Raw genomic sequence first — 20,169 nt, 5'->3', positions numbered from 1 at the left:
CGAGTCCCGCCTGACTGCAAAATGAGAAGTCGTGTTCCGAGGGTCAAGCGACGTTCGTCCCGGCGTACCGTCAGACATCCGCTGCTCAAGCTTCATGAAAATTTCGCCGAGGATCGGCCCCGATCTGGTCTATACCAAAATTGAAGAGGGAGATTTGATCCATGCCAAAAGATCGTCGGTCTTTCCTGCGAGGAGCCCTGGGGGGCGTGGCGGCCGGTGCGACGCTGAATCTGCTGCCGGCGACGGTGCGCAAGGCGATGGCCATTCCCGCCAACAACGCCACCGGCACCCTGATGGATGTCGAGCATGTGGTTATCTTCATGCAGGAGAACCGAGCCTTCGATCACTATTTCGGGACGCTCAACGGCGTGCGCGGCTTCGGCGATCCCCGCCCGCAGCGCCTGCCCGGCGGGGCCAACGTCTGGCGTCAGCCCAGCGACCAGCACCCGGACGGTTTCGTCATCCCTTTCCATGGGGATTCGCGCACCACCGACGCCTATACGGTCGACGGCTCGGATCAGGGACACAAGGCCGCCGTCACCATCGTCAACGGAGGGCGTTATGATCGCTGGGGCCGTTCCGGCGAACTGCACAAGCGGATGGCCTATTACAAGGCCTCGGACCTGCCCTTCTACTACGCCCTGGCCAGCGCCTTCACCGTCTGCGACGCCTATCACTGCTCGACGCTGACACAGACCTATCCGAACCGGCTCCATCTGTGGACCGGCTGCAACGGCGGAGGGAAGGTCGGGGGCGACCCGGAGATGAGCAACTACGGCGAGGACGAGACGCCCAGCGCCGACATGGCCGAAGACAAGTCCATGGCCTACGGTCCGCACGACTGGACCACCTATGCCGAAAGACTTCAGGCGGCGGGCGTCAGCTGGAAAGTCTATCAGGAGTACGACAATTTCGGCGACAATATCCTGTCGGTGTTCAAGCCGTTCAGGCCATGCCCGAAGGACTCGCCCCTATATGAGCGCGGCCGATCCTGGGTGTCGGAAGACAAGACCGGCGCGGACCGCACCCGTTCGGACGGGGAGCAGTTGGTGGAGGCCTTCCGCGCCGACATCGCTGGGGGACGTTTGCCCCAGGTGTCCTGGATCGTCACGGCGGCGGATCTGTCGGAACATCCCCAGGCCGAACCGTCCAAAGGAGAGCACGTCTGCGCCAAGCTGATCGAAGCCCTGGTCGATCATCCCGAGGTCTTCTCCAAGACCATCTTCATCGTCAACTATGACGAGGCCGGGGGCTTCTACGATCACATACAGCCCCCGATGCCGCCGCTGACGCCGGATCAGGGTCACAGCACCGTCTCGGTCGCCGGCGAGGCCAAGGTCTATGGCGCCGACGCCGATCCCGACCACCGCGGCGCCCATCCCCTGGGTCTTGGCGTTCGGGTGCCCGCCATCGTGGTCTCGCCATGGAGCCGCGGCGGATTCGTCTGTTCGGAGGTGTTCGACCACACCTCGACGCTTCGGTTCCTGGAAAAACGCTTCGGCGTCCGTGAGGATAACATCAGTGACTGGCGCAGAACCGTCTGCGGCGACCTGACCTCCGCCTTCGACTTCGCGCGCCCGAACCAGGATTGGGCCACCCTGTCGCTGCCCGCCACGGCCGACTACATGCTGCGGGCCGCCCGGTCCAAGGTCTCGCCTAGCCTGCAGATTCCCGAAAACCAGAGTCCGGCCGTCCAGGACGGGCCGCAACGCGGCGCACGGCCCTTGCCCTATGATCTGGGCGCTCAGGCGCGGGTCGCCGAAGGGGCGGTGTGGATCGATCTCATAAACCGTGGTCGGGCCGGCGCCGTCTTTCAGGTGTTCGACAGCACCGATCGGGCTGGGCCGTGGCGCTTCACCCTCGCCGCCGGCGAAGCCTATGCGGCGGGTCACTGGAACCACGGCGCGCCGGGCCCCTATGATCTGACGGTTCACGGTCCCAACGGCTTCTATCGCCGGTTCGCCGGCGACGCTTCTCGACCTCAGCCCCAGGTGACGGTCGCCGCTGACGTCAAGGGGGTGCTGACCGTCGGTCTTACGAGCGACGTCGAGGGTTCGGTCATGGCGGTTCTGGACATGGACCCGGCCTATCCCCTGTCTGAAGGCGAGGCGCGTCGTCGGCTACCTCTGCATCCCGGCTTGGAAGCGCGTGCGGTCTGGGATCTGCGCGGCAGCGACCACTGGTACGACCTGACCGTGACCCTGGCGGGCGACCCCGGCTTCATCCAGCGCCTGGCGGGCCATGTGGAGACCGGCGCCCCAAGCCGCACCGATCCCGCCATCGGCCGCATGCGTCTGTGACCCTCATGGCCGCATTTCCTTTTTCGACCGCCCCTCAAGACGGATACTCAATGACCTATCCCGTGGATGCTGACGCCTTCGTCTCAGAACTGTCGGACCTGTTCATCCGGCTGGGCGGCCTGCATTACGGCGAAGACGTCACCCAGTTGGAGCATGCAGTGCAGACGGCGCACCATGCGCGGGTCGACGGCGCGCCGGACGCCCTGATCGCGGCGGCTCTGCTGCATGATGTCGGCCACATGATGCAAAAGGCTGGCGAAGATGCGGCCGACCGGGGCATCGACACCCGGCATGAACACATCAGCGCCGGCTATCTGGCGCGCGCATTCGGTCCCGAAGTGACCGAGCCAGTCCGGCTGCACGTCGCGGCCAAGCGGTGTCTGGCGGCGACTGCGCCCGGCTACGTCGATCGACTCAGCGTCGCCTCGCTTCAGAGTCTGGCCTTGCAGGGCGGCCCGATGACCTCCGCCGAAGTAGAGGAATTCATGGCCTTGCCGGCGGCCGAATCCGCGCTTCGGCTGCGCCGATACGACGAATTGGGCAAGGCTCAGGGCGTCGTGGTCGCCGGCTTCGAGGCCTATCGCGCGCTTCTCTGCGATCTGATCGAGCGCACGGCGCAAGCTGATTTGTCATTTCAACGAATGGGGGTTGTTGAATGAGTGAAGGGTTCAATCGTCGCCGCTCCGGCTAGGCGGAGATTAATAGATCGGCCCGTCGTTTCCGGCGGCGCCGTCGCAATCCAATAGATTTCGGCCGGTCCGGGCCGAGCGGTTGATGCAGCCAGGGCGCGTCCGCGCGTCACTGATTGCTGACGCCTGCCTTGAGCTGACCCGAACGGCCGATCCGAACACACATCAGGATCAATGGAGACAATCATGTCGCGTCATCTTATCGCCCGGGAACGGGCCATTCACCGTCACCCCTTCGCCGGGGCCGGCCTGCGCGCCGTTCTCATGGCGGGGTCCGCCGCCCTGGTCGCCACGGCCGCTCACGCCCAGACCATCACGCCGCAATCGACGCCCGCCGAGGTGGACGAGGTCGTCGTGACCGGTCAGCGCCTCAGCACCGCCAACGCCATCGAGGCCCAGCGCCGCTCGGGCGTGGTGTCCAGTGTGATTTCGTCCGACGATCTGGGCAAGCTGCCCGACGCCAACGTCGCCGACGCCCTGGCCCGCGCGCCGGGCATTAACGTCGTGGTCAACCAGGAGACCGGCGAGGGCGAGTATGTGTCCGTCCGCGGCCTAGCTGGCACCTTCAACGCTTATTCGATCAACGGCGTCCGCGTCGCACTGACCGATCCCGACAGCCGCAAGATGTCGATGACGGTCCTGCCGCCCAACGGTCTGAAGAGCATCACCGTCTCCAAGACCCTGACGCCGGACATGGACGGCGACGCCATCGGCGGTTCGGTGAATTTCCAGACCCCGACGGCCTTCGACTTCGCCAAGTCTGTCGCACGCGCCTTCCTCAGCTACGGGATCAACGACCGGGCTCAGGAACAGGGCGAGAAGGACGGCGTCGGTCAGGTCCAGCTGGATTTCGCCAGCCGCCTGCCGTCTGACAGCCGTTTCGGCGCCTTTGTGTCCCTTAACTATGGCAAGAGCAACGGCCTGAACGAGGAGACCGAGAACGACGGCGAGTGGGAGCCCTATCGCTGGCGCCGCAACAGCACCGAGGAGATCGACGCCCGTTCGATGTATCTGCCCGGCATCGACCTCGACTACCGCCGCATCGAACAGGAGCGGTTCGGCGGCAACTTTTCGTTCGACTATCGCGGCGACCGTCACGACTTCTATCTGCGTGGACAGTATAGCCGCCTGGAGCGAACCGGCACGAACGACTACACCGACTTCCGCAGCCGCAAGACCAAGCGCCTCCAGCAGGTCGATCTGGAAGACGTCAGCCTGATCCAGCCGGACAAGGCCGTGGTCGGCTACGGCGCCAAGGGCCGCATCTACGGCTACACCACCGCCCAGATCAAAGACTTCGACGGCGACGGTCTGATCACCGACGCTGACCGCGGCAGCAGTTCGTCCTACTGGTCGCTGTTCGGCCGGTCGGGCGTGTGGAAGCCCGAGACCTTCCAGTTCGCCCGCACCTTCCAGACCCTGGATCAGACTTCGACCCTAGGGACCATCAATCTGGGCGGCCAGAGCCGTCTGAACCGCCTGACCCTGGACTATGACCTGAGCTACAGCGCCGGGGAAAAGGGCGGGCCCGACAACTATTCGGTCTCCTACAACTGCGACGCCTGTTCGGCGCCCTTCACGCAGACGGGCCTGTTATGGTCGTCCTACGATCCGCGCTTCCCCATGCCGCAGCTTCCGGCCTTCGCTCAGAGTGCGCCGAACGATCCCGATCTGCTGCCCTATGACGGCGGCGGCCGCAGCAGCGACAAGCAGACCGACGCCCGCACCGCCTTCCGCTTCGACGCCATCTACGACATGGAAGGCGTCGTCCGTCACCTGAAGGCGGGGGTAAAGGTTCTGCGGTCCGAGCGGGAATACGACAGCACGCCGATCTGGGGCGGTTCGTTCGACAAAACGCCTCTGGCCGGCAAGACCCTGGCCCAGTCCGGCCTGATCGACCGCGAGGTCCCCACTGTTCTGAACGGCCGCTACTACTACGGCGCCATCCTGAACCGCGACCGCGTGACCGCCGCCATCGAAGCGGCCCAGAAGGCCAATCCGATCAGCTATTCCTATGCGGATCTGAACTCCGGCGACAAGCGTGGGCAAGAGACGATCTACGCGGGTTACGGCCTGGCCAGCTTCCAGTTCGACGCTCTGGACGTAATCGCCGGCGTTCGCGTCGAACATACCGAAGTCACCAACACCAACTGGATCGAGGACGGCGCACAGGCCGACTTTGGCGACACCAACAGCCACTACACCAATGTCCTGCCCGGCATCACTGCCGTGTATCGTCCGTCGGAGACCTTCGTTTATCGCGGCGCCATCTGGACCAGCTTCTCGCGGCCGGAGTTCAGCAACATTTCGCGCGGCGTCAGCATCGGCCGGGCGGCGCCCCGTCCGGGTCAGACCCTGGGCGACATCGTCTCCATCAGCCGGGGCAACCCGGACCTGAAGCCGGCCGAAGCCCTGAACCTGGACGTCTCGGCGGAATATTATCCCGACCGCTCCAGCCTGGTGTCGATCGGCGTATTCCACAAGAAGATCGATCACTTCATCTTCACCAACGGCAGCGCCGTGGACGCCGATACCCAAGAAGGCACAATCACTGTCACCCAGCCCAAGAACGGTGAAACGGCGCGAATCACCGGCGTCGAGCTGAACCTGATCAAATCCTTCGAAGGGATGGCGGCGCCGTTCGATGGCTTCGGCGTGGAGGCCAATCTGACCCGCCAAGTCAGCGAGGCCGAGACGGGCCTAGACTATCGCCACGGCCGTCCGATCTCCTTCATCCAGGCCCCGGACCTGATCTACAACGCCTCTCTGACCTATCAGAAGTACGGCTTCGAAGCCCGCCTGTCCTATCAGTACCAGGGCGCCTATATCGAAGACCTGCGCGACAACTCCATCGACAAGTGGGTCCAGCCCAACAAGAGCCTGGACTTCCACTCGCGCTACACCTTCCCGTCCCGGCCTGACGATGGACTTGGACGTGCAGAACATCCTGGACGGTCATCGCTACTACACAACCAAGGGCGAAAGCCCCTCCTATCAGAAGGACTACATGGAGCCCGGCCGTAACTTCCTGGTCCGCCTGGCCTATTCCTACTGAGCCGCTACAAACCAAGGCTCGCCCCCGATTGGATCAGGGGCGGGCCGAATCTTAGGCCGAAAACGGCCTGCGCTGGCGCCATGAGTCCTGAGTCTAGCAGTCTTATGGGCGCCACTTTTCAAACGGCGTCGTATCGAAGGGTGCGGCGCCGTTGTCGTTTGGCCTATTGGAACACGCGCGGCGGCCAGCTGATTGAGGCCGTTTCGTCGCGGGCCTTGGCCGTGTAAGAACCGCGCATGACTGTCTATCTGCACGAGGGCGACCTGCCCGACGATCTGGATCTGGGGGCCGAGGTCGCCGTCGATTCGGAGACCATGGGGCTTCGCTTCCGGCGCGATCCGCTGTGCGTGGTCCAGCTGTCGTCCGGCGACGGAAACGCCCATGTCGTGCGGATGCGCCGGCCCGGTTACGACTGCCCGAATCTGAAGCGGCTTCTGGCCGACCCGAAGGTGCTGAAGATCTTCCACTTCGGCCGGTTCGACATCGCCATGTTCCAGCTTCATCTCGGCGTGGAGACGCGCCCGGTCTATTGCACCAAGATCGCCTCCAAACTGGCGCGCACCTATACTGACCGGCACGGGCTGAAGGACGTGGTGCGCGAGACCGTCGGGGTGGACCTGTCCAAGGCGCAGCAGTCGTCGGATTGGGGGGCGGACGCCCTTAGCCCGGCGCAGCTGGACTATGCGGCGTCGGACGTCCTCTATCTGCACGCCGCCAAGGCGAGGCTGGACCAGATGCTGGCGCGCGAAGGCCGCACCGAACTGGCGGCCAGATGCTTCGACTTCCTGCCGAGCCGTTCGGCGCTCGATCTCGCCGGTTGGGACGAGGTCGACATCTTCGCCCACAGCTGAGGCGCGCTTGACCGATCCCGGCGAACAGTCCCGCATCGCGGCCGACGAGGCCCGCGTCGCCCTGGCCGGCGAACGCTGGCGCGCGCGCTCGCGCCGGGTGCGGCTGTACCGTCGGGTGCTGCCGATCATCATCCTGGTGCTGGCGGGCGGGGCCCTGACCTGGACCGTGTTCCGCACCGTCATGTCGGGGGTGGAGCGCAAGGCCAGCCAGAGTCAGGAAGTGCGGCTGGACAAGCCCCTCTTCCACGGCCAGGACGCGCAGGGCAGAGCCTTCACCGTGGGCGCGCAAGGGGCGATCCGCGACCCCAGGACCGGCCAGTTCCGCCTGGTCGGCCCGGCCCTGCGGCTGAACCTGGGGGGGCGCAAGGTGACGGAGCTGACGGCCGACGGCGGGACCTACGACGAACAGGGGCGCACCGTGACCATCGGCCCGAACGTCCGGATTTCGGACGGCGGAAGCGGTTTCGTCCTGACCACGCCCGAGGCGGTGGTCGACACCAACACCGGAATCATCACGGGTTCAAAGGGCGTTCAGGGTGTCGGCCCTATTGGAACCATCAACGCTTCGTCCTATGCGATCTACGATCAGGGACGGCGGGTGGTTTTCAACGGCTCCGGCGACACCAAGATAAGCGGGACCATCAATCCCTCGGGATCAGGCGAATGACGGCGATGACATCGAAAATCCTGGCGGGGGTCGCGGCCCTGGCGGTCGTGACCCTGCCGGCGGTGGGCGACGCCCAAAGCGCGGGCCGCAGCGTCGCCTCGAACCAGCCGATCGCCTTCGGCGCCGACAGCGGCGAACAGACCGCCGAGCGCATCACCCTGCGCGGTCGCGCCGAGGTGACGCAGGGCCAGAACCGCATCCGGGCCGACGCCATCACCCTGTACCGCAAGGCCTCGGGCGATCCGGACCGGGTGGAGGCGACGGGCACGGTCTATTTCGTGACCCCGACCCAGTCGATGCGCGGGGACCGCGCCGTTTACGCCATCGGTACGGGCGAGGTGGTCGTTACGGGCGACGTGGTCCTGACCCAGGGCCAGAACGTGCTGACCGGCGGGCGGTTGACCTACAACGTCAACACCGACGCCGCGACCATGGCGGGCGCCCCGCGCGGCGCCGCCGGAAATCGCATCCAGGGCGTTTTCTACCCCAGCAGCAACTGAGTCCCCCGTCTTGGCGCGCAAGGAGCTTTCCGCACTGAACCGGGACGAACCGGCGGCCGCGCCGGTCCAAGCCCCCGCGCGCGCCGAAAAGGGCCTGCGGGTGCGCAACATCGCCCGCGCCTTCGGACCGCGCCAGGTGGTGCGCGACGTCTCCCTGACCGTCCAGCGGGGCGAGGTGGCGGGCCTGCTGGGGCCGAACGGGGCGGGCAAGACCACCTGTTTCTACATGATCACCGGCCTGATCCCCCCGGATTCGGGTTCGATCTGGCTGGACGGAGAGGACATCACCGCCCAGCCCATGTACCAGCGCAGTCGGATGGGCCTGGGCTATCTGGCGCAGGAAGCCTCGATCTTCCGCGGCATGACGGTCGAGCAGAACGTCAAGGCGGTGGTGGAGCTGAACTATCCGCCGAAGCAGGTCGAGGCCGAGACCGACCGCCTGCTGGCCGAACTGAACATCGAACGTCTGCGCCACGCCCGCGCCACGGCCCTGTCGGGCGGCGAGCGGCGGCGGGTGGAGATCGCGCGCGCCCTGGCCGGGCGGCCGTCCTTCATCCTGCTGGACGAACCCTTCGCCGGCATCGACCCCCTGGCCATCGCCGACATCCGCTCGGTGATCCGCTATCTGGCCGGGCAGGGGATCGGGGTGCTGATCACCGACCACAATGTGCGCGAGACCCTGGACATCACCGACCGGGTCTCGATCATCTCGGGCGGCGCCGTGCTGTTCGAGGGCACGGCCGAGGAGGCGGTGCACGATCCGGAGGTCCGCCGGGTCTATCTGGGCGAAAACTACGTCTGAGCCTCGGGTTCCTGCCTGCGAAGCGGGGAGGGGGCCGCGGAGCGGTGGAGGGGCTTTTGAAGTCCCGCGGGCGCCTGGGATGCGGTGAAGGACCCCTCCGTCACGCCGCGAAGACGCGCCGCGCCATCTTCCCATTTCAGGGGAGTAGACGATGTTTGTCGGACGTTAACCTCTCCGGCGACATTCTGCCCCAGCAAGTTCCGGGCCAGTTGGGTTTCGGACGGGGTTTTCGGACGTGATCGGTCAGAGGCTGGAGGTCAGACAGGGGCAGGGGCTGGTCATCACGCCCCAGCTGCAGCAGGCGATCAAGCTGCTGCAACTGTCGAACCTCGAACTGGAGGATTTCGTCGAGGCCGAGCTGGAACGCAATCCGCTGCTGCAGCGCGACGAGCCGGAAGGCGACGGCCCCGAGCCGATCGCGACGGTTCCGGACGCCTCCGCCGACGCCGAGATGAGCTTTGGCGACGGGGTCGGCGACGTCGCCGGCTCGGCCTTGGACGCGGGGTCGGACGATGTTTACGGCGACGCGGCGCCGGGCGAACGCACCAGCGACCGTCTGACCGACGAGGCCCAGCCCGGCCTGTCCGACTGGTCGTCGGCCGGCAAGGGCGGGCAGGTGTTCGAGGGGGAGGGCGACCGGCCCGACAGCCATGAACCGACCCTTTGGGAGCATCTGCAGGCCCAGGCGTCGGCGGCCGGCTTTTCGGCGGCGGACCACGGCATCGCCCTGACCTTGATCGATGCGACCGACGAGGGCGGTTATCTGCGCGGCGAACTGACCGAGTTCGCGGACCGGCTGGGCGTTCCCCTGGCGCGGATCGAGGCCGTGCTGGCGATCTGTCACGGCTTCGAGCCGACGGGGATCATGGCGCGTTCGGTGCCTGAATGCCTAAAGCTGCAGTTGATGGAGCGCAACCGATTCGACCCGGCCATGGGCGCCCTGCTGGACAATCTGGACCTGCTGGCGCGGCGCGACCTGGCGGGTCTGAGAAGGGTCTGCGGCGTCGACGCCGACGACCTGTCCGAGATGATCGCCGAACTGAAGGCCCTGACGCCCCGGCCGGGCGCGGGCTTCGGCGGCGAACCGGCCCAGACGGTCGTGCCCGACGTCCATGTGCGCCCCGATCCGGCCGGCGGCTGGCGGGTGGAACTGAACGTCGACACCCTGCCGCGTCTGCTCGTGGACAAGCGCTATCACGGCCTGGTCCAGGCCGGAGCGCGATCCGAAACGGAGAAGACCTTCGTTGCGGAATGCGCGGCCCAGGCCAACTGGCTGGTCAAGTCGCTGGATCAACGGGCCAAGACCATTCTGAAGGTCGCGTCCGAGATCGTGCGCCAGCAGGACGCCTTCCTGGCCTTCGGGGTCGAGTTCCTTCGGCCTCTGAATCTGAAGACGGTGGCCGACGCCATCGGCATGCACGAATCGACCGTCAGCCGCGTCACCTCCAACAAATATGTCTCGACGCCGCGCGGGGTGTTCGAGCTGAAATTCTTCTTCACCGCCGCCATCCAATCGGTGGACGGAGCGTCCTCCCATTCGGCCGAAGCCGTCCGCCACCGGATCAAGACCATGATCGACGGGGAGGGTGTGGAGGGCGACGTTTTGTCCGACGACCGGATCGTCGAAATCCTGAAGGAATCGGGCATCGACATCGCCCGCCGCACTGTCGCCAAGTACCGGGAAGCCTTGAGGATTCCGTCCTCCGTCGAACGACGCCGGATGATGCGCGTCGCCTGACCCAGGCGACCACAAAACCGTGATCCGATTGACACCAAAGCGGGACCGGGGCGTTCTATCCGCATGCAAGTCCAAGTCAGCGGCAAGCAAGTGGATGTCGGCGAAGCGTTAGGCTCGCGCATCTCCCAGGAACTCGAAGACGGGGTCGGAAAATACTTCGCCCGCGGCGGTGACGACGCCGAGGTCGTGGTGTCCAAGGACGGCCATGGCTTCAAGGTGGACTGTTGGGTCCGCCTCGCGTCGGGCCAGACCCTGGTGACGACCGGCTTCGGCGGGGACGCCCATTCGGCCTTCACCGCCGCGCTGGACCGTCTGGAAACGCGGGTGCGTCGCTACAAGCGCCGGCTCAAGGATCACCACATCGGGCCCAAGGGCCTGTCGCCCGAAAAGACCGAAAACGCCGCCCGCGAAGTCGCCCGCAGCATCGTGCTGCGGGACCCCGACAGCGTGGACGACGACGCTTTCGGTTCCGCCGGCGAAGACGGCCCGCCTCCGGTCGGCATGGTCATCGCCGAGACCGAACACGAAATCCGCACCATCACGGTGGGCCGGGCGGTGCTGGAGCTGGACATGACCGGCTATCCGGTGGTGCTGTTCCGCAATGCGGCGCACGGCGGCCTGTCGGTCGTTTATCGCCGGCCGGACGGCAATGTGGGCTGGATCGACCCCGAGCGGACCAAGTCCTCCAACGGCCACGCCAAGGTCAACGGCGTGGCGCACTGATACAACCGATCCCGGCGCGCTCCTTTCGGGCGCGCCGGGGCTTTCTGGCCTTAACGGCTTCGTTTGACTTCGGCGCGGGACGCTCTAAAGGGGCGCTCGCGCAACTTTGCGTGTGTGAGGTTGTCCCATGGACATCGGTGATCTGCTCGCCGCCAATGGCGTGGTCCTGCGCGGAGGCGCGTCCTCCAAACGCCAGGCGCTGCACGCCGTGGCCGAGGCGGCCGCCCATGTGCTGGGCGTCGAGGAAGCGCGCATTTTCGAAGCCCTGATGGAGCGCGAGGCCCTGGGATCCACCGGGCTGGGATCGGGCGTCGCCGTGCCGCACGCCCGCCTGCGCGAGATCGAGCGGGTCACGGGGGTCTTCGTGCGGCTTGACACGCCGGTGGCGTTTGACGCCGTGGATGATCGGCCGGTGGACCTGCTGTTCGCCCTGTTCGCCCCGCCCAAGGACGGGGCCGAGCATCTCCGCGCCCTGGCGGCGGTGTCGCGCGCCCTGCGCTCTTCAGAACTGCGCGAGCAGCTGCGTCAGGCCCGCACCACCGACGCCATTCGCGCCCTGTTCGTCAAGGACCGGCCCGCCACCGCCGCCTGAGGCCGTGCGCGCCTCGCGGCGTTCAGTGGACGGAGACGGGCTCCAGCTCGTGGGCCACGGCGGCGGCGAAGGCGGTGTCGCGGTCCAGCATGACGGCCAGACGTTCGCCGTCCGCACCATGCACGGCATAGAGGGACTGATCGGGATCGATGTCGGCGACGACGTCCCTGAACCTGACCTGCTGATCGAACAAGTCCGAGGCCTTGACCTCGCGGACGTACACCAGATCGGGGGCGCCCAGGCCCGCGAAGTCTTCCTTGGTCATCGGCGTCATGAGGACCGCCTCCTTCATTCTGACAACGCCCGGAGCGCCGGGCGGTTCGACGCCGTGTTCAGGCGGCCGTGATAGGGATGCGCCGGACGGCGCGGTCGGCCTCGGGCCGGATCAGATCAACGTGCAGCAGGCCGTGTTCCAGCCGGGCGCCCTCGACCTCCAGCCCGTCGGCCAAAACGAAGCTGCGGACGAAGCCGCGCGCCGCGATGCCGCGATGCAGGAAGGCCTGTTCGGCCTTGCCGGCTTCGTCGCGCTTGCCGGCGATGGTCAACTGACGCCCTTCCAGGGTGATGGCCAGGTCGGTCGGCGAGAAGCCGGCGACCGCCAAGCTGATCCGCACGCCGCTGTCGCCGATCTGCTCCACATTGTAGGGCGGGTAGCTCTCGGCCGCAGCCTTGGCGGCGCGGTCGATCAGGGCGCGGGTGTGGTCGAACCCCAAAAGGAAGGGGCTGTCGAACAGGATGGTTCGGGTCGTCGTCATCTTGGGTCCTTGCAGGAAAGCGACCGGCGGCCGGTCCCCCGCGATCGGCAGGACCGTCCGTCACGGATGAAGATGGGGGCTGGGCGGGGCCGGATCAACTGTCCGGCCTGTGGGCTCAGTGGATGGCTTCGCCGTGCTGGGTGTAGTCCAGGCCCTCGACCTCCTCGTCCTTGGCGACGCGCAGGCCGGTGGTGAACTTGCAGATCATAAGGACGACGAAGGTGCCGACCGCGCTCCAGGCGACGGCGCCCAGAAGGCCGACCGCCTGTTTCCAGACGGCGGCGCCCTCGGCCAGGGCGTTGACGCTGGTGGTGGCGAACAGGCCGGTCAACAGGGCGCCGGCGATGCCGCCGATCCCGTGAACACCGAAGGCGTCCAGGGTGTCGTCGTATTTCAGCGCGTGCTTCAGCCAGACCGCGCCCGCATAGCAGGCCGGGCCGGCGATCAGGCCGATGAAGAAGGCGCCCTTGGGGTCGACGAAGCCGGCGCCCGGGGTGATGGCGACCAGGCCCCCGACCACGCCCGACAGCAGGCCCAGCAGCGTCGGGCGCTTGCGGTCGAACCATTCGAGGGTCATCCAGCCCAGCGCCGCGGCCCCTGCGGCCAGGATGGTGTTGAAGGCGGCCGTGGCGGCCAGGGCGTCCGCCGCCCCCGCCGACCCGGCGTTGAAGCCTAGCCAGCCGACCAGCAACAGGCCCGTGCCGATAGCGCTATAGACCAGGTTGGCGGGGGCCATGTTGTCGCGCCCGAAGCCATGGCGCGGCCCCAGGACCAGGGCGCAGACCAGGCCGGCCACCCCCGCATTAACGTGGACCACCGCCCCTCCGGCGAAATCCAGCACGCCCAGGCTTCCCAGATAGCCGCCGCCCCAGACCTGGTGGCAGATCGGCGCATAGACGACCAGGTGCCACAGGGCGAAGAACAGCAGGCTGGCCGAAAACTTCATCCGCTCGGCGAAGGCGCCGGCGATCAGGGCCGGGGTGATGATGGCGAAGGTCATCTGGAAGGCGATGAACAGCAGTTCGGGCAGGCCGGGCAATAGCTTGTGCGCCGTCTGGGCCGTGACGCCGTTCAGAAAGGCCGCCTGCAGCCCGCCGATCAGGCCGTCGACCGGCGCCGGCCCCCGCCCGAACGACAGGCTGTAGCCGGCGACGAACCACAGGACCGTCACCAAGGCGAAGGCCCCGGTCGACTGGGCCAGGACGCTGATGATGTTCTTCTTTCTGACCATGCCGCCGTAGAACAGGGCCAGGCCGGGCAGGGTCATCATCAGGACCAGGGCCGTGGACGTCAGCACCCACGCGGTCGCCGCCGGGTCCAGCGCCAGCGGCGCCTGGTGCGCCAGCAGGGCGGGGGCCGCGACGACCGGAGAGGCCAGCGCCGCCCCCGCTGCGAGGACGGCGGCGAAGGCGGCGGGGCGGTTCATCGGCGGCTCTCGATCAGGCGGGTCGTCAGGCGGGGGTCTTCAGGCGCTCGGCCTGGACGGCGTTGGCGGCGGCGATCTCGGTCAGGGGCGCGATCCGGGCGAACCGCGCCAGGCTGGCGGTCCAGTCGCCCAGCAGACGGCGCGCCAGGGGTGAGCCGGTCGCGGCCAGATGCGCCTCGATCAGGGCCTTCAGCCGTTCGGCCGCCGCCTCGTCCAGGTCCGCGATCCCGGCCAGGTCGCCGTTCAGGGCGCGGGCGGCGCCGTCGCGGTCCAGCACGAACACCTCGCCGCCGCTCATGCCCGCCGCCAGGTTCCAGCCGACCGCGCCCAGGACGACCACGCGCCCGCCGGTCATATATTCGCAGCCGTGCGCGCCCAGCCCCTCGACCACGGCCTCCGCGCCCGAGTTCCGAACCGCGAACCGTTCGCCCGCCGCCCCCGCGACGAACAGCCGGCCCGAGGTCGCCCCATACAGGGTGGTGTTGCCGCAGATCAGCTGATCCTCGCGCCATTCGGGCGTGCGAACCGAGATTTCGGCCCCCGACAGACCCTTGCCGACATAGTCGTTGGCCTCGCCCGTCAGGTGCAGCTCCAGACCCCTGGCCGCGAAGGCGCCGAAGCTCTGGCCTGCGATGCCTTCCAGCCGCAGCTTCAGACGGCCCGCCGGACCCTGGGCGCCGAAGCGCCGCACGATGGCCGAGGACAGGGCCGCGCCCACCGTGCGCTGGGTGTTGTTCAGCGGATAGGACAGCTCCAGCGTCTGGCCGCGATCCAGGAAGCGGACCGCGTCCTTCAGCACATGGGCGTCCAGGCTGTCGGCGATGGGCTTGCGCGCCGCCTTGTCGGCCCAGCGCCCGGCCGCGCCCTCGTCCACCTGCACCAGGAGGGGGTTCAGATCGAGGTCGTCCAGGTGCGAACCGCCGCGACGCACCTGACGCAGCAGGTCGGTGCGGCCGATGATCTCGTCCATCGTGCGCGCGCCGAGGGAGGCCAGGATCTCGCGCGTCTCCTCGGCGATGAAGGTGAACAGGTTGACCACCTTGTCGGGTGTGCCGGTGAACTTTTCGCGCAGGCGCTCGTCCTGCGAGCAGACGCCGACGGGACAGGTGTTGGAATGGCACTGGCGCACCATCAGGCAGCCCATGGCGATCAGGGCGGCGGTGCCCACGCCATACTCCTCTGCGCCCAAGAGGGCGGCGATGACCACGTCGCGGCCGGTGCGGACCCCGCCGTCGGTCCTCAGCGTGACCGAGCCGCGCAGATTGTTCAGTGTCAGCACCTGATGGGCCTCGGCCAGGCCGATCTCCCACGGCAGGCCGGCGTGCTTGATCGAGGTCTGGGGCGAGGCGCCGGTGCCGCCGTTGTGGCCGGCGATCAGGATGGCGTCGGCGTTCGCCTTGGCCACCCCGGACGCGATGGCGCCGATGCCCGAGGCGGACACCAGCTTCACCGTCACCCGCGCATCGGGATTGACGGCCTTCAGGTCGTAGATGAGCTGGGCCAGGTCCTCGATGGAATAGATGTCGTGGTGCGGCGGCGGCGAAATCAGGGTCGTGCCCGGCACCGCATGGCGCATCCGGGCGATGAACTCCGTGACCTTGAAGCCGGGCAGCTGGCCGCCCTCGCCGGGCTTGGCCCCTTGCGCCACCTTGATCTCGATCTCGCGGCACTGGTTCAGATATTCGGCCGTGACGCCGAATCGACCCGAGGCCACCTGCTTCACCGCCGAGTTGGCGTCGTCGCCGTTGGGGCGGGGATGATAGCGTTCGGGGTCCTCGCCGCCCTCGCCGGACACCGAACGGGCGCCGATGCGGTTCATGGCGATGTTCAGCGTCTCGTGCGCCTCGGGCCCCAGGGCGCCCAGCGACATGGCCTGGGTCAGGAAGCGGCGGCGGATGTCCGAGACGCTTTCGACCTGGTCGAGGGGGATGGGCGCCGCCTCGCGGAAGTCCAGGAGGTCGCGCAGGGACAGGTCGGCCTGGGCGCGCACCGCGTCCGAATACTGCTTGAACCGGCGATAGTCGCCGCGATTGCAGGCGTCCTGCAACAGGTGGATGGTCTTGGCGTCATGGGCGTGGGCCTCGCCGCCCGCGCGGATCTTGAAGAAGCCGCCGATGGCCGGCGAGGGCAGGGCCTCGCCCCAGGCCAGGCGGTGCCGCTTCAGCGCCGCCTGCTCCAGACCGGCCAGACCGATGCCCGAGATGCGCGACGGGGCGCCGGGGAAGAATTCGGCCGTCAGCGCCCGCGACAGGCCCAGAACCTCGAACTCGCAGCCGCCGCGATAGGCGGAGATGATGCTGATGCCCTTTTTCGCCAGGGTCTTCAGCAGGCCCGCCTCGATGCCGGCCTTGTAGTTCAGACAGGCGTCGCGCAGCGTCAGGCCGGGATACAGGCCCCGGTCCAGACGCTCCTGGAACAGGTCCTGGGCCAGCCAGGCGTTGACCGTGGTGGCGCCTACCCCGACCAGGACGGCGAAGCCGTGCGGGTCCAGCGTCTCGGCCGTGCGGACCACGATGGAACAGTAGGTCCGCAGGCCCGCCCGGGTCAGGCGGCCGTGAACCCCGGCCGTGGCCAGGATCATCGGCGCGGCCAGACGATCGGCCGACCCGTGCTGGTCGGTCAGGACGATCAGGGCGGCGCCGTCGCGGGCGGCGGCCTCGGCCTCGTCCATGATCCGGTCCAGGGCGGCGCGCAGGCCGGCGCCGGGGCGGGCCTCGTCTGACGGCACGTCATAGCTGCAGTCGATCACCACGGTCGAACCGGCGCCGACCGTCTCGACCATCCGCTCGTACATGCCGTTGGTCAGGACCGGGCTGTCCAGCACGAAAACGTCGGTCTGGGCCTCTTCCTCGGCCAGGATGTTGCCCAGGTTCTTGAACCGGGTCTTCAGGCTCATGGCCCCCGCTTCGCGCAAGGGGTCGATGGGCGGGTTCGTCACCTGGCTGAAGTTCTGGCGGAAATAGTGGCTGAGCGGGCGCGGCAGGGCCGACAGGACGGCGGGCGGGGCGTCGTCGCCCATTGAACCCACGGCCTCCTTGCCGTCGCGCACCAAAGCGTCCAGCAAGAGATCCAGGTCCTCGCGGCTGTAGCCGGCGGCGATCTGACGGCGGGTCAGGGCCTCGCCCGAGACCGAACGCGGCTCGGGCCCGGGGCCGATGATCGGCTCGAGATCGACCATATTGCCCAGCCAGTCTTGATAGGGGTGGGCGGTGGCCAGGGCGTCGATGGCCTCATGCTCATCATAGACGCGGCCGTGCTTCAGATCGACGGCGATCAGCTTGCCGGGGCCGATGTGCAGGCGTCGCTTCACCCGGCTTTCGGGGATCGGCACCAGGCCGGCCTCCGAGCCCGCCATCAGCAGACCGTCCACGGTCTCGACGGCGCGCAGGGGACGCAGGCCGTTGCGGTCCTTGCCCGCCACGACCCAGCGGCCGTCGGCCGCGCAGATGGCGGCCGGGCCGTCCCACGGCTCCATCACCGCATTGCAATAGGCGTAGAAGGCGCGGTGCGCCTCGGGCATGACCACGTCGTCCTTGGCCCAAGCCTCGGGGATCAGCAGGGCCTTGGCCATCGGTGCGGGCCGACCGGCGTGGACCAGCACTTCCATGACGTTGTCCAGCGCCGCCGAGTCCGACCCGCCCGGCTGGACCACCGGCTTGACCTCGCGGTCGCGGTCGCCGAAGGCGCCGGCCGCCATGCGGATCTCGTGCGACTTCATCCAGTTTAGATTGCCCTTCAGCGTATTGATCTCGCCATTGTGGGCCAGCATGCGGAACGGCTGGGCCAGTCGCCATTCCGGGAAGGTGTTGGTCGAATAGCGCTGGTGGAAGACGGCGTAGGCCGAAACGAAGCGCGGATCCTCCAGATCGGGATAAAGGTCGCCCAGCAGTTCGGCCCGGACCATGCCCTTGTAGGCGATGGAGCGCGCGGACAGGGTGCAGATATAGACCCCGGCCAGGTTCTCGGTCTTGACCGTCTTTTCGATGCGACGGCGGCACAAATACAGTTCCCGCTCCAGCGCCTCGCCGTCCAGCGGCTGGCCCGCGTCGTCCAGCGGCGGGGCCAGCATGATCTGTTCGATCTCGGGCCGGGTCGCACCGGCCTTGGTCCCGACGACCGACAGGTCGATGGGCGTCTGGCGCCAGCCATAGATCCAGAAACCGCCACGCAGGGCCTCGGTCTCGACGATGGCGCGGGCGCGGTCCTGGGCGCCCAGGTCGGTGCGCGGCAGGAAGATCTGGCCGACGCAGATCGGGCCGGGACGCAGGGACTGGCCGATGGAGGCCACTTGTTCGGCGAAGAAGCCTTGCGGCAGTTCGGCCATGATGCCCGCGCCGTCGCCCGACAGGCCGTCGGGATCGACCGCGCCCCGGTGGGCCACGGCCTTCAGGCCGCGAATGGCGTATTCGACTACGTCGCGGCGCGGCGTGCCGTCGATGGAGCAGACCAGGCCCACGCCGCAGGCATCGCGCTCGGAGTTGCGATCATAGGCGTTTCCGGCTTCCAACCGGTCGCGGGTCTCGTTGTAGGTGTCTAACCAGGTCATGCCGCGACCTCCTCGGTGCGGGTCTTGAAGTAACGGTCGATCTCGGCGGCGGCGTCCTGGCCTTCGCGGACGGCCCAGACGACCAGGGAGGCGCCGCGCACGGCGTCGCCGGCGGCGAAGACGCCGGGCAGGCTGGTGGCGAAGCTGACGGCGCCGACCTTGATCGTGCCGTCGTCGCGCAGGCGCAGATCGGGTTCGTGGGCGGCGAACGGCTCGGGCGAGAAGCCCAGGGCCTCGATGACGATGTCGGCCGGCACGTCGAAGTCGGCGCCGGGCACGGGCACGATGTCGCGACGTTCACCGGGTGCGGCCTCGGTCAACTGCATCCGCGCGGCGCGCACCCCCGTGACCACGTCCCCTTGCGACAGCAGGGCCTTGGGCGCGGCCAGCCATTCGAAGACGACGCCTTCCTCCTCGGCGTTGACGACCTCGCGGGCCGAGCCGGGCATGTTCTCGCGGTCGCGGCGATACAGGCAGGTCACGGACGCCGCGCCTTGGCGGATGGCGGTGCGGACGCAGTCCATGGCGGTGTCGCCGCCGCCGATCACGACCACCCGCTTGCCGCGCGCCTCGTGCCAGCCGTCCTGTTCGGCGTCGCCCAGGTCGCGACGGTTCTGATGGGTCAGATAGGACAGGGCGGCCACGGTCGAATCCGGCCCGCGTCCCGGCGCCGACAGGGTGCGCGGCTGATAGACGCCCATGGCCAGAAGCACGGCGTCGTGACGGTCGCGCAACTCGGTCAGGGTCACGTCCTTGCCCACTTCGCAGCCCAGCACGAACCGGACGCCGCCCTCGGCTAAACGATCCACCCGGCGCTGCACGACGTGCTTTTCCAGCTTGAAGCCCGGGATACCGTAGATCAGCAGGCCGCCCGCCCGGTCGTGCCGGTCATAGATCGTGACCTGATAGCCCTCGGAACGCAGACGGTCGGCGGCGGCCAGGCCGGCCGGGCCGGCGCCGACGATCCCCACGGTCTCGCCGCGTTCGGCGCGCGGACGGATCGGTTCGACCCAGCCCTTTTCCCACGCCTGATCGCCCAGCCAGGCCTCGACCGAACCGATGGTGACGGCGTCCCAGCCGGACTGGTTCAGGGTGCAGCCGCCCTCGCACAGCCGATCCTGCGGGCAGATGCGGCCGCAGATTTCGGGCATGGTCGAGGTCAGGGACGACACGCGCCAGGCCTCGCGCGCCTCGTTCTCGGCCGACAGGCGCAGCCAGTCGGGAATGTTGTTCTGAAGCGGGCAGGCGTTCTGGCAGAACGGCACGCCGCAGTCGGTGCAGCGCGACGCCTGTTTCTCGGCCGTCTCGGTCGAAGGCGGAATCGTGATCTCTCCGAAACCGCGCGCGCGCAGCTCGGCCGAGGCCTTGGACAGGCGGCGGGGTTCGACAACGAATGTCCCGCCTTGCTTCAGGGTCTTATGCATGTCTCGCATATGCCGCAAAGGAAGCCTGATAGGCAAATATTATTGCCGCGAGCCATTATCAGCACGAAAGAAAGAATAAATCGTCCAATATCCGACGTTTC

At 67.7% G+C, this 20,169-nt stretch carries 15 protein-coding genes; 10 read left to right on the top strand and 5 right to left on the bottom strand.

Going from position 1 to position 20,169, the window contains the following annotated elements; translation table 11 throughout:
• The first annotated feature begins 161 nt into the window (after positions 1 to 161).
• The 10 genes from QE389_RS07990 to ptsN all read left to right on the top strand — a co-directional run bounded on the left by QE389_RS07990 (position 162) and on the right by ptsN (position 11,917).
• Entirely contained in the window at positions 162 to 2,300 is a 2,139-nt protein-coding gene (locus QE389_RS07990; RefSeq protein ID WP_307366131.1) for a phosphocholine-specific phospholipase C, read from the top strand.
• 50 nt (positions 2,301 to 2,350) lie between these two features.
• Positions 2,351 to 2,959: an HD domain-containing protein gene (locus QE389_RS07985; protein ID WP_307366129.1), complete on the top strand. Its 609-nt coding sequence runs from the start codon at positions 2,351 to 2,353 to the stop codon at positions 2,957 to 2,959.
• A 216-nt stretch (positions 2,960 to 3,175) separates the two neighbouring features.
• Entirely contained in the window at positions 3,176 to 6,013 is a 2,838-nt protein-coding gene (locus QE389_RS07980; RefSeq protein WP_307366127.1) for a TonB-dependent receptor, read from the top strand.
• A gap of 267 nt (positions 6,014 to 6,280) precedes the next feature.
• A complete protein-coding gene (locus QE389_RS07975) occupies positions 6,281 to 6,895 on the top strand; it encodes a ribonuclease D (RefSeq protein WP_307366125.1) in 615 nt (204 codons plus the stop codon).
• Positions 6,896 to 6,902: 7 nt separating this feature from the next.
• Positions 6,903 to 7,562, top strand: coding sequence for an LPS export ABC transporter periplasmic protein LptC (gene lptC, locus QE389_RS07970; RefSeq protein ID WP_307366123.1), 660 nt, complete (start codon positions 6,903 to 6,905; stop codon positions 7,560 to 7,562).
• Positions 7,559 to 8,062 carry an LptA/OstA family protein gene (locus QE389_RS07965; protein ID WP_307366121.1) on the top strand — a complete coding sequence of 168 codons (504 nt, stop codon included), beginning with the start codon at positions 7,559 to 7,561 and terminating at the stop codon, positions 8,060 to 8,062. Before lptC ends, QE389_RS07965 begins: the two co-directional genes overlap by 4 nt.
• A 10-nt stretch (positions 8,063 to 8,072) precedes the next feature.
• Positions 8,073 to 8,864 (top strand): LPS export ABC transporter ATP-binding protein, encoded by a 792-nt coding sequence (lptB, locus tag QE389_RS07960; RefSeq protein ID WP_307366118.1) that lies wholly within the window; start codon positions 8,073 to 8,075, stop codon positions 8,862 to 8,864.
• Positions 8,865 to 9,099: 235 nt separating this feature from the next.
• Entirely contained in the window at positions 9,100 to 10,602 is a 1,503-nt protein-coding gene (gene rpoN, locus QE389_RS07955; protein WP_307366116.1) for an RNA polymerase factor sigma-54, read from the top strand.
• Between the two features lie 63 nt (positions 10,603 to 10,665).
• Positions 10,666 to 11,325, top strand: a complete 660-nt coding sequence (hpf, locus tag QE389_RS07950; RefSeq protein ID WP_307366114.1) for a ribosome hibernation-promoting factor, HPF/YfiA family — start codon at positions 10,666 to 10,668, stop codon at positions 11,323 to 11,325.
• Between the two features lie 127 nt (positions 11,326 to 11,452).
• A complete protein-coding gene (ptsN, locus tag QE389_RS07945) occupies positions 11,453 to 11,917 on the top strand; it encodes a PTS IIA-like nitrogen regulatory protein PtsN (protein WP_307366112.1) in 465 nt (154 codons plus the stop codon).
• Between the two features lie 22 nt (positions 11,918 to 11,939).
• Here ptsN and QE389_RS07940 read toward each other — a convergent pair whose 3' ends face one another.
• The 5 genes from QE389_RS07940 to QE389_RS07920 form a co-directional block, all read right to left on the bottom strand.
• Positions 11,940 to 12,191 carry a DUF1150 family protein gene (locus tag QE389_RS07940; protein WP_307366110.1) on the bottom strand — a complete coding sequence of 84 codons (252 nt, stop codon included), beginning with the start codon at positions 12,189 to 12,191 and terminating at the stop codon, positions 11,940 to 11,942.
• Between the two features lie 58 nt (positions 12,192 to 12,249).
• Positions 12,250 to 12,672, bottom strand: coding sequence for an Hsp20 family protein (locus tag QE389_RS07935; RefSeq protein ID WP_307366108.1), 423 nt, complete (start codon positions 12,670 to 12,672; stop codon positions 12,250 to 12,252).
• A 115-nt stretch (positions 12,673 to 12,787) separates the two neighbouring features.
• A complete protein-coding gene (locus QE389_RS07930; RefSeq protein ID WP_307366106.1) occupies positions 12,788 to 14,098 on the bottom strand; it encodes an ammonium transporter in 1,311 nt (436 codons plus the stop codon).
• Between the two features lie 25 nt (positions 14,099 to 14,123).
• A complete protein-coding gene (gene gltB / locus QE389_RS07925) occupies positions 14,124 to 18,644 on the bottom strand; it encodes a glutamate synthase large subunit (protein ID WP_307366104.1) in 4,521 nt (1,506 codons plus the stop codon).
• The gene (locus QE389_RS07920; RefSeq protein WP_307366102.1) at positions 18,641 to 20,068 is read right to left on the bottom strand and encodes an NAD(P)-dependent oxidoreductase; all 1,428 of its coding nucleotides are present in this window, start codon (positions 20,066 to 20,068) and stop codon (positions 18,641 to 18,643) included. Before QE389_RS07920 ends, gltB begins: the two co-directional genes overlap by 4 nt.
• Between the last annotated feature and the right edge of the window lie 101 nt (positions 20,069 to 20,169).

Origin of the sequence: Brevundimonas sp. SORGH_AS_0993 (assembly GCF_030818545.1) — a bacterium.
Taxonomy (GTDB): domain Bacteria; phylum Pseudomonadota; class Alphaproteobacteria; order Caulobacterales; family Caulobacteraceae; genus Brevundimonas.
Note: the sequence above shows the minus strand (reverse complement) of the source record. Positions and strands in the feature narration are given on the sequence as shown.